Here is a 5,585-nt window from a genome sequence, read left to right as displayed (position 1 = left end):
TCCGGTCAGGATCCGTCGCCTCCAAGCCGGTCTACCTCGCCGTCGGCGTCGACATGGACGGCTGCAAAGACGTCCTTGGCCTGTGGGTCGGCGACCAGGGCGAAGGCGCCACGACCTGGATGACGGTGCTGTCCGAACTACGCAACCGCGGAATCGACGACGTCTGCATCGTCGCCTGCGACGGCCTCAAGGGCCTGCCGGACGCGGTCACCGCGACGTGGCCCAGGGCCACCGTCCAGACCTGCGTGATCCACTTGATCCGGGCATCGCTGCGGCTGGCGGCCAAGCAGCACCATCCGGCGGTGGTGTCGGCGCTCAGGGCCATCTACACCGCGCCGACCGAACAGGCCGCCGAGCAGGCCCTCGCGGACTTCACCGCATCGGAGTTGGGCCAGCGTTACCCGGCCGTCGTGCGCACCTGGCGGGCAGCGTGGAGCGAGTTCACGCCCTACCTGGCCTTCCCGCCCGAGATAAGGAAGGTCGTGTATTCGACAAACCTGATCGAGTCGATCAACGTGCGGCTTCGCAAGACCACCCGCAACCGCAGGCACTTCCCCTCCGAACAGGCCGCACTGAAGGTGCTCTACCTCGCCGTCCGCGAGCTGATCGCCCCCAAGGCCCGCGACGTCAACCACGTCGCGGCACACTGGAAGAAGGCGCTGAACCAGTTCTCACTCTTTTTCGAGGACCGGCTCAACACCACGTGACCCCCGAGGACTTACACAAAGTCACTGACACGCCCCGTAGTCGTGGCCGGTGTTCGCGGGCTGGCGCTCGTCGAGCACGGTGGCGAACAGCAGGTCGTATTTGGGTAGTTGGGTGGAGGCGAGCGTGAGAAGGCGTTTGCGTTCCACCCGTGGTGGTGTCTCGCTGTGGTGTTCCAGGGCGGCGTTGAAGTAGGCGATGGCGTCGTGGACGGCCCGGTCGAGGAGTACGACTTCGGCGCCTTGGGCTGTGGCGGCGAGCTCGTCGGCGATGCCCTGCGCGATGATCCACTCGGTGGAGGTGGCGGTGTGGTGCTGCATCTTGGGCAGTCCGGCTGCCGCGGCAGGTTTGCCGAGCCGGACGGTTCGGGCCACGGTGATCCCTTCGGCGCGCAGCTCCGTCTCGATCCGCTACAGGAGCGTCGTCTTGCCGGTGGAGTGGGTGCCGAGAACACCGATGCGGACGGGGTGGCTGGTGGTCACCATAGGGTGGGGTCCTCTTCTGGTTCGGGGGTGCCGGGCCGTCAGCGGTTGATTTCGAAGTTCGTCAGGACGAGCAAGGTCAGCAGGAGTTGGGTAGCCGGGGCGGGTTGGTGTTGCAGCCTCGATAGGCCGGGGCGGTCCTCTCAGCGTCAGAACCAGGCACCGGCTGTCGGTCTGTTGGTGTTGGTGTTGGTGTTGGTGTTGGTGTTGGTGCTGGTGCTGGTGCTGGTCGATAGACTTTCGCCATGTCTGAGCGCGCTGTCCCCGGCCAAGCAGATGGTCTGGTCACTTTGGCCGCTGCGGACAATGTGTGGGCCAGATTGACGGCCGGTAGCGCGGTACCGACGACTTCTGCGGTATTCACCTGCGTTCCTTCTGATGTCCTGCCGGCGTGGTACGTCTTGCTCGGTGCCTGTGTGGTGGAGCTGGTCAGGACGGGCGACGGCTGGTGGAGAGTTCCGGAGGCTGAGGTGCGCCGGGCGGCGGCGGCATGGAACGCGGTGGAGATGGACGCACTGGACCTGGTCCGTATCGGTCCGTTCCGTGGTCTGCCAGAGCAGGAACGCACACGTGGAAGGTTGCGTGGGTGGCGTCGGCGCATCGGCTGGGAACTGCGAGGGGCAGATCATCCCGGGCGGCAGGCCGGCCAAGAGCCCGGACCGTGGTCTCATCTGGCAGGGGTGGACTGGCAGCGGCTGCTGGTGCAGCGGTCCCGTGACGGGGCGGAGCGGTCGTGGTGGCTTCCACGTGCCGTGGTCAGGATGCTGGACACGGCCGAGCACGCCGAAAACCAGTGGCTGCACACCACGCGGTCCCGAACAGCGGACATCGCTGTTGCCGGACAGCCCCGCCGTGACCCCCGAGCCGCCGACAGCAAGTCCGGGACAGGCGTGGACGGCCCAGCCATCCCGCAGCGCCCGTATAGGGGGGAGTTGCGAGGTCAGTCGTACTCGGTGCTGAGCCGCAAGCCTGGTATGTCCCGCCAAGTGGCCGGGTGGGTGTGCGCCGTTTGCGATACGGCGCCGGCCGCTGTGCTGGATCACTGCCACGAACACGGCTACGTCCGCGCCCCGGTCTGCCCGTCCTGCAACACGCTGGAGCGCCCCGACCACCTGTACGACAACGACATCCGCGTCGCCGGCCGCTACCGGCGCCTCTTCGACACCGACGCGGTCGGCTGGCTGCGCCACTGGCACCGCTGTCCGGGCTGCCGCACCCGCATCACCCTGCCTCTGCCGCACCTCGCCGCATGGACCGCCCACACGGCCACGCGCACGCTGCGCCCCACCCACCCCGGCTCCCGCGGGCGGAAACCCTGCGGAGTGCTGCGCGTCTCATGGACGGGCAGCCAGAACACACCCCGCTCCTGCCTGCTCACCGTCTCCGTCGACTTCTGCCCCTCGGGCGAGCACCGCGTCCTGGCACAGGTGCCCTACCGGGAAGCAGTCGAGCAGTTCCGTACCTGGCTGGCCGAGACCGCCCCCGCTGTGGCGGCCGCAGCCGGCCCCGACCGCCTCGACGGCCTGCCTGCCGATCCCAGGCCCGTCATCGCTGACACCAGCGGCGAAGGCCTGGCGCTCTTTTGACCGAACACCCGCGAAACCGGCTTCACACATAGGCCGTTGGACCTCGTCCGGCGGGTCTGTGCTCCGAGCTCGGAAGGAACCGGCGGCTGTCAGGCGGAGCCGTTGATGCGGCTGAGGGGTGTGATGCCGTGGACGGCGAGGGTGTTCCAGATGCTGGTGGTGCTCTGGCCTGTGCGTTCGGCGATCCGTCCGATCGGTTCGCCGTTTGCATAGGCATCCAGGACGGCCTCGGCCAGCTTCCGGCGGGCGGTATGCAGCGCTTCCTGTGCCGACTGGTATGCCCGCTGGGCTGCTTCCAACGTGTCCTCGCTCATACGTCCATCCTGCCAGGCCGCTCTCGGATCACGCGTGCCACTGCGAGTCTTCCGGATGGCGCTCCCTTTCTCTGAGCGGAGCGTGGTCTTGTTGCGGGGGCAGCGGGTCGGCCGTGGTGGGGAGGGAGGTGGCTGCGTTGCATTCGCGGCAGGGGACGGTGCGGGGTTGGCGGAGGATGTCGAGGGCCTGGTCGAGGGTGATGGGTGTGGCGTGGGGCTGGCAGCCGATGACGTGGATCAGGCGTGCTCCGGGGTGGCCGGGGCGGTGAGGGAGATCTTGTACTGTCCAGGCCTGCCGCCCGGCGGCGGGGAGAGGAGCGCGGGTGGGGATGCGGCTGTAGTCGCCGCCTTCGAGGGGGCGGACATGACGGGCGTCGAGCCAGACACTCTGTTCTGCAGGCTCCGTACGGCCGCTGCTGCCAACTGCCCAGCCGGAGATGCCCACCCGGTACTGCCATCCGACTGCCGCGCGCCGACGCTCATACAGGCAGGCTCGCAACTCCTGCCCGTCAGGCATGATCACGGTCACCTGGGCCGCGTTCTGCGGCATTACGACCCCCTCCCTCCTGCCCAGCATCCTAACCGGACGCCTTGGCAAGTTCATCGGGGCCTTCCTTCGTGGATACCCCGGCCGACTTCCGCCCGAGACCAGCATGAGCACTCCGAGCACCGGTCACGCCAGCCCTTTGACCAGCAACTTTAAATGAGCGGCATGCGGGGACGGGCGTTCGCGCCGCCCGTCGTTGGGCATGACGGCTTCAGCAGGTGGTCCATCCGGAGCTGCCGTTCGGCGGCACCCTCCACGAGACTGCGCGGTCAGCAGGCCTCGCGCAGGACCAGAATGCCGTCTTTCGCCGGGACAGCGGCACGGGTGTGTTGCTCATGCTCGACACGGGCTGTCTCCAGGAGGTGCCACCACGACGTCACGGTCGGTCGGCGGCGAAGGAGCGCTCGCCGGTCGCGTTCGGTCATGCCGCCCCAGACGCCGTGCTCAATCCGGTTGTCCAGGGCGTATGCCAGGCATTCGGTGCGCACGGGACAGCCAGTGCACAGCATCTTGGCGCGATTCTGGGCAGCGCCTTCGACGAACAGTTCGTCCGGGTCGGCAGCCTTGCATAACCCGCGCTTGCCCCAGTCGGTATCCGCTATCACCCCGGTACCGTCCTCTCCCCGATTCGGCCAGCAGCTTTGCCCCGGCTACATGCGGCAGGCATGTGACAGTACGCGAGTCGGGCGCTGGGCGTTCAGCAGCGGACGAGCGCCCAACTCCTTCGAGTGATGAGGGCTTGTCACAGGATACGCCGGGCGGTATCAGTGATCGAAGCGGGAATGCCCTCGGGGAACCCGTCGCTCGCTGTCCGGACATCGGCACGCCCGGGCGATGTTGGGCGCGTCGGGCAGCTGCGCAACGACGGCCACGGCGGCCGGCGGCTGGGGGCACATGAGGCGTCCGATACTGCGTGGGGCCCGGAACCATGAGCCCCTGTGAAGCGTCGACGCATCCCATTCCGCCCGTTGCCCGCCCGGGAAATATTGTACGGTGGGCTAACCGACGCGGGGTGGAGCAGCTCGGTAGCTCGCTGGGCTCATAACCCAGAGGTCGCAGGTTCAAATCCTGTCCCCGCTACTGGATTTCGGCCGCCGCCGCTCATGCGGCGGAGGCCGACGTCTTTCTCTGGAGCGTCGGTTCGCCACCGAAATCTCCGCTAGATGTCACACGCGGCTGGGATTCGGCGCCCCTATGGAGGCGACAACCACCGACTCCATGGAGCGCACCACCCTGTCCGGGCCGACCGCGACCTGCCGAACCGTCTCGGCCTGGCACACCCCGCCGAGACGACCACGGTGATCCGGCAGCTGATCAGCCGCGGCACACCGCTCACCGCCGACAGCCCGCCGTACGACCTCGCCTGGTGGCGCGCTACCGCCCTCGTCGTGCTCTCGGCGATCTGCCCACCCGACGACCTCGTATGGAAGTGGCTTCGGCCCGACACCGCTGGGAGCCCAACGACCTATCCCCCCAGCGACCAGAGCTTCGCGGAAGGGTGGGCAACCACGCTCGGCATCCTCGAAGGCCTCGTCGCCCACCTACCGCCCGCCCACCGGACGGAACCCCTTCGATCCCCGGAACGGATGCCGACCGCAGTCCCCGGCCACGGGCTCTACCGCCCCGTACTGCGCAACGACGACGACCCCCTCCAGACCCTCGCCGCCGCAGGCCCGGTCATCCGGCTCCCTCGGACTGGACGAGATCCTGGGCACCGACAGGCCTCACCCCGACGGCCCCGACCTCCGCCGGGTCGTCGAAGCGGCCGCCTTCATCGGGTCTCTCCTTCGTGGATACCCCCGGCTTCAGCCGGGGGAGGAAACGAAGTTCCTGCGGAGCAGGGCAGGAAGAGCCGGCCCTCGACGGCGACGATGTCCGCAAGCTCGTCGGGCTGTGTGCGCAGGACGCGCACCTCTTCGACAGCTCGGTGCGCGAGAACCTGCTGCTGGCG

General features: G+C 68.2%; 6 protein-coding genes and 1 tRNA gene. 3 read left to right on the top strand and 4 right to left on the bottom strand.

All coding sequences use genetic code 11. The features are described from left to right. Positions 1 to 707, top strand: a 707-nt coding sequence (locus tag ABZZ74_RS52295) for an IS256 family transposase (protein WP_356951176.1), incomplete at its 5' end; no start/stop codon positions are given. Between the two features lie 21 nt (positions 708 to 728). Here ABZZ74_RS52295 and ABZZ74_RS52290 read toward each other — a convergent pair. After that, positions 729 to 1,079, bottom strand: coding sequence for a hypothetical protein (locus tag ABZZ74_RS52290; RefSeq protein ID WP_356951175.1), 351 nt, complete (start codon positions 1,077 to 1,079; stop codon positions 729 to 731). 353 nt (positions 1,080 to 1,432) lie between these two features. On the opposite strand from ABZZ74_RS52290, the gene ABZZ74_RS52285 reads away from it, so the two are divergent. Then, complete coding sequence (locus ABZZ74_RS52285; protein ID WP_356951174.1) at positions 1,433 to 2,773, top strand: endonuclease domain-containing protein; 1,341 nt, start codon at positions 1,433 to 1,435, stop codon at positions 2,771 to 2,773. Positions 2,774 to 2,862: 89 nt separating this feature from the next. Here ABZZ74_RS52285 and ABZZ74_RS52280 read toward each other — a convergent pair whose 3' ends face one another. From ABZZ74_RS52280 to ABZZ74_RS52270, 3 genes are all read right to left on the bottom strand, one after another. After that, on the bottom strand, positions 2,863 to 3,087 hold the full coding sequence (locus ABZZ74_RS52280) for a hypothetical protein (protein ID WP_356951173.1): 225 nt from the start codon (positions 3,085 to 3,087) through the stop codon (positions 2,863 to 2,865). Between the two features lie 28 nt (positions 3,088 to 3,115). Beyond that, positions 3,116 to 3,637 carry a DUF6233 domain-containing protein gene (locus ABZZ74_RS52275; RefSeq protein WP_356951172.1) on the bottom strand — a complete coding sequence of 174 codons (522 nt, stop codon included), beginning with the start codon at positions 3,635 to 3,637 and terminating at the stop codon, positions 3,116 to 3,118. Positions 3,638 to 3,903: 266 nt separating this feature from the next. Next, entirely contained in the window at positions 3,904 to 4,239 is a 336-nt protein-coding gene (locus tag ABZZ74_RS52270; protein WP_356951171.1) for a WhiB family transcriptional regulator, read from the bottom strand. A 401-nt stretch (positions 4,240 to 4,640) separates the two neighbouring features. Between ABZZ74_RS52270 and ABZZ74_RS52265 the strand changes: the two genes are divergently transcribed. Beyond that, positions 4,641 to 4,714: transfer RNA gene (locus tag ABZZ74_RS52265), tRNA-Met, on the top strand. Positions 4,715 to 5,585: the final 871 nt, after the last annotated feature.

The sequence above is a fragment of the Streptomyces sp. NPDC006476 genome (assembly GCF_040612015.1).
GTDB classification, from domain to species: Bacteria; Actinomycetota; Actinomycetes; order Streptomycetales; family Streptomycetaceae; genus Streptomyces; species Streptomyces griseorubiginosus_B.
This window is presented reverse-complemented; position numbering and strand designations above follow the sequence as displayed.